The 5,038-nt window shown below is 35.1% G+C and carries 2 protein-coding genes and 1 pseudogene; 2 read left to right on the top strand and 1 reads right to left on the bottom strand.

Annotated elements, in window-relative coordinates:
- Positions 1–1,162, top strand: a pseudogene (locus KA828_RS09090) (YSIRK signal domain/LPXTG anchor domain surface protein); the annotation flags it as partial.
- 658 nt (positions 1,163–1,820) lie between these two features.
- Positions 1,821–4,361, top strand: a complete 2,541-nt coding sequence (locus KA828_RS09095) for a YSIRK-type signal peptide-containing protein (protein ID WP_210126086.1) — start codon at positions 1,821–1,823, stop codon at positions 4,359–4,361.
- 69 nt (positions 4,362–4,430) lie between these two features.
- Here the strand turns inward: KA828_RS09095 and KA828_RS09100 are convergent, their stop codons facing one another.
- Positions 4,431–4,832, bottom strand: a complete 402-nt coding sequence (locus KA828_RS09100; protein WP_075108496.1) for a ribonuclease HI family protein — start codon at positions 4,830–4,832, stop codon at positions 4,431–4,433.
- Positions 4,833–5,038: the final 206 nt, after the last annotated feature.

The raw sequence follows: 5,038 nt of genomic DNA on the forward strand, positions 1-5,038 counted from the left end.
ACCTATTCCGGAAGGTGACGTTACTGCGAAGGCAACAGATAACGCGGAACATCCAAATAGTTCTACGTCAGATCCAGTTAAAGCGACGGATACAACGCCACCAACTACTCCAACACTGGACACAGATTTAGTTGGTAAAGCAGGTACTCAAACGCCAATCACTGTGACTACTGATCCAAATACAAAAGTCGAATTATTAGACAAAGATGGCAATGTCATTGGTTCTGGTACGACAGATGATACTGGCCATGTCACAATTACACCAATGGTGCCTATTCCGGAAGGTAACGTGACTGCCAAGGCAACTGATAACGCGGAACATCCGAATAGTTCTACGTCTCAACCGAAGAAAGCAACTGACTTAACACCTCCGGTGAAACCTTCAGTTGTTGGTACTTTAGTTGGTAAAGCGGGTACGAAAGACCCTGTTGAAGTTATAACTGATCCGAATACACATGTTGATTTACTTGATAAAGATGGTAATGTCATTGGTTCTGGTACAACAGATAGTACGGGTCATGCGACAATTACACCAACGGTGCCTATCCCTGAAGGTAATGTGACTGTGAAAGCAACGGATAACGCAGAACATCCGAATAGTTCTACGTCAGATCCAGTTAAAGCTACTGACACAACACCTCCGACGGAACCAGTTGTTACTGATGATTTAACTGGTAAGGCAACAACTAAATCACCAATCACTGTGACTACTGATCCAAATACACATGTTGATTTACTTGATAAAGATGGTAATGTCATTGGTTCTGGTACAACAGATGATACTGGTCATGTCACAATCACACCGACTAAACCTATTCCGGAAGGCTATATTTATGCTAAAGCGATTGATAATGCAGAACATCCGAATAGTTCAATATCTAAACCAGTAAAAGCTACTAAACTGATTAACAAGCCTCATAAAACAACAGAAAAAGAAATTTCTAATGTATCTAAACACAAAGAGAAAAGAATTTCTAAAAATTCTGAGGATGACAGAAGAAGAAGCAAAGCTAATAATACTGAAAACATGGTAAATACTTTGCCAAATACTGGTAAAACAATGGATGAAAGCAACACTTTACCATATCTCATTACATTACTAGGAAGCTTTGTATTATTTATTAGTAGAAAAAAAGAAAGAAAAGATACTAAAAAGAAATAAATAAACTTATACACTTTCTAAATAAAGAAGTCCACTAAAATCTTAACCGATTTTGGTGGACTTTATTGTTTATAATTTTTAATACAGACATTTATGTATGGCAATACATCATTTACTTTTCATAACTATGTAAATTTTTTCAAATCTCATTAAAATATTCCATAGTTATCATTATCATTTTTAAAATTAAATATTAAAAATGCTCAAGTAACTAACGTCATTAAAAATTTACTGACGTAGTTATTTAACTTAATATATACAAATTGCAAATAGAATTTAAATATCTTTAATAACAATTCGATATGCAACATAACTATATATGAGTTTCAAAGAAAAAAACAAAAACATTAAAACATTTATAATAGAAATTTACAAGAAGTTATTTTACTTCAATACTCCAACAATACAATTATTATATAGAAAAGAACAATAATAAATATAAAGTCGTGCAATACATAACAACAAATGAATGCTATAATATTATTATAATAATTAAGTTGGATTTCTATCCTTAGTCTGAAATTTAACTAACAGTTAAGGTCAATAGCTAAAATGAATAAATATTTTATAAATGATACATCCATTAGCCGATTTAAACACCCAAGACTGTTATAAATTAATTATTTACATTAAAAGTGTAAAGGAGAGTATTGCACCTATGAATCAACATAATCAATTACAAAAGTTTAGTATTCGAAAGTATGCAATTGGTACATTTTCAACATTAGTAGCCACATTTATATTTCTGGGAGTTACAAATCATGCGCAAGCGAGTGAATTAACAAATGCAACGCAACAACAGGATAAAAATAATTTAGAAGATGCTAATAAAGACGCTATTACAAAGTCAGTTAATTCTCCTAATGAGACAAAAACTCCAAACCAAATTCATTCAAATACTTTAAGTAACGCTAATGAACAATCACAATTTATTAAGCAAGATAGTAGTATATCGCAAACTAAAAATGAATCTCTAAAATTAGTATCTAGTCAAGCAACTAATAGCCATGTTAGAAATAAGAGAGCTACAAATTCAGATCCAGTTGACAACTCAGGTGTCAGAATTGATAATCCAAAAACTCCTTCGACATCCGTAGATCAGCAAGCACCTCTGATTAAGCCAACATTTATTACAAGTGTTGCAGATGCTGCTAACACTAAGAGACCTATAGAAATATTAACTTCACCAAATACAGATGTAGCATTGTTAGATAAAGATGGTGCAACCATGGGTACAGGTAGAACTAATGAAACTGGTCATGTTACGATCGTCCCTCAACAATGGATTCCTAAAGGTAATGTTTCTGCTAAAGCAACACGTGGATCAGAGAGCGTCACTTCAGATCCGATTGAGGCTTTAAACACTGACCCTCAGAATAGACCATTTGTAATTGAAGTTACTACAGATCCATTTACAAATATCGAATTACGAGATAAATACAATAAACCATTGGGCGCTTCAAGAACTAATGATAAAGGACATGCTTATATCGTACCAACTAGACCAATTCCTGAAGGTAATGTAACGGCAGTAGCTACAGATGATAGTGGAAACTCATCTACTTCTGATCCTAAAAAAGCAACTGATACAACGCCTCCTGACAAACCTATTATTCATACAAATTTAGTAGATAAAGTAGACACAGTAACGCCAATTGAAATCACAACAGATCCTAATACTAAAGTTGAATTATTTGATAAGGATAATTATTTATTAGGAAGTGGTATGACGGATAATAATGGCCATATTACAATTATTCCAAACAAACCGTTAACAGAAGGGCCACTAACTGCTAAAGCGACAGACGATGCTGAAACACCAAATAGTAGCTTTTCAGACCCAGTTGAAGTTACAGATTTAACGCCACCAGTTGCGCCAAATATGGAAACGGATTTAACAGGAAAAGCAGGGACACAAACACCAATCGAAGTAACTACGGATCCTAATACACATGTAGAGATTTTCGATAAGGATGGCAATAGCCTCGGTTCGGGAGACACAGATTCATCTGGACATGTAACGATTATTCCGTCTAGACCTATTCCTGAAGGCAATATCATTGCTAAGGCTACTGACAATGCAACACATCCAAATAGTTCTACTTCGCAACCTAAAAAAGCAACCGATACAACACCTCCAGTTGCACCAACGTTTGATACAGATTTAGTTGGAAAAGCGGGGACACAACTACCAATTAAGTTAACTACAGATCCTAATACACATGTAGAAATTTTTGATAAAGATGGTAATAGTCTTGGTTCGGGAGACACAGACCCATCTGGACATGTAACAATTGTTCCGACTAGACCTATTCCAGAAGGTAACGTGATTGCTAAAGCGACGGATCATGCTGAAACACCAAATAGTTCAACATCAGAACCTGTCAAAGCTACGGATACAACACCGCCAACCAAACCATCAGTGGTTGGTACTTTAGATGGTAAGGCAGGCACAATCGATCCTGTTGAAGTAACCACTGACCCAAATACTAAAGTTGAATTGTTGGATAAAGATGGTAACGTGATTGGTTCAGGAACTACAGACAGTAATGGACACGCATTTATTACACCAATCTCACCGATTCCAGAAGGTAATGTATTTGTTAGAGCGACAGATGATGCTGAGACACCTAACAGTTCTACCTCAGATCCTGTTAAAGCTACAGATACAACACCACCAACTGTACCAACATTTGATGCAGATATTTCTGATAAAGGAGGGACTCGTACACCGATATCAATAACTACGGATCCTAATACACATGTTGATTTGATTGATAAAAATGGTAATGTGATTGGTTCAGGAACTACAGACGCAAATGGACATGTAACCATAACGCCAACCGTACCAATCCCAGAAGGCAATATTTATGCTAAAGCGACAGATAACGCTGAACATCCGAATAGTTCACTATCAAAACCAGTTAAAGCTACATTGTCTGATGATGACAAAAATAATCGAAATCGAAAAAATGTTAAGGTTGATCAAAGTGATTCAAACTATGGTCACCAAAATTTAAATGGTCAAGATAATCATAACTCAAAAGATCACATTTCAAATAAACACAATCATAATGGTATCCAAACATTACCTAACACAGGTCTCACACATAGCGATGCATCATCTACAGCTTTATTTACTGCATTACTAGGTGGTTTAGCATTATTAACAAAACGACGTAAAAAAGAGCATAAATAGATAGTTGACGATCTAAAGTTATCCCCCCCTAATTAATTCTAAATTAGGGGGGGATGTTACATTTTTATATTATTTTTTCCTTTTTGTCAGTTTGAATAAAGCTTGTTGAGCATGTTGATTTGCTTCTTTGTTTTGTTCTCTAGGAACCCACTTTACAAACAACAATTCAAAGCTCTGCTCAAGTATTTCTAAATTTTCAAAATAGGGCTTGAATCGAATGTTTTTTACAAACCCTTGATTGACACTATCTTCAATCAATTTCGAATCTGTATATAATAGCGCATTCATTACATTCAGCTCACGAGCATGTTCAAGTGCATAAATTAAGGCAGCCCATTCCGCACTATGATTATCCATTTCACCTAAGTCATGCGTATATACATATTTCTTATCATCTTCCTTAATTACTATGCCACATGTACTTCTTCCAGGATTGCCTTTAGTCGCTGCGTCGAAGTAAATTTTCGCCATAAAAATTTTCACCTTTTCATCAAGTCATTGATTTAATCATAACAAATTAAAAATGAATAGAATAGAAAGAGACTGGGACATAAATAATATAATTATGCTATTTTGCAATTTCGTAGTAGCTGACTGAACTGAGAAGGCGCTTCAATCAAGCTTTTCTCAGTTATAGTCATCCCTGCGGGCGAGGCCCCCAACAAAGAGAATTTCAC

This window comes from Staphylococcus sp. GDY8P85P (genome assembly GCF_017892405.1).
GTDB classification, from domain to species: Bacteria; Bacillota; Bacilli; order Staphylococcales; family Staphylococcaceae; genus Staphylococcus; species Staphylococcus borealis.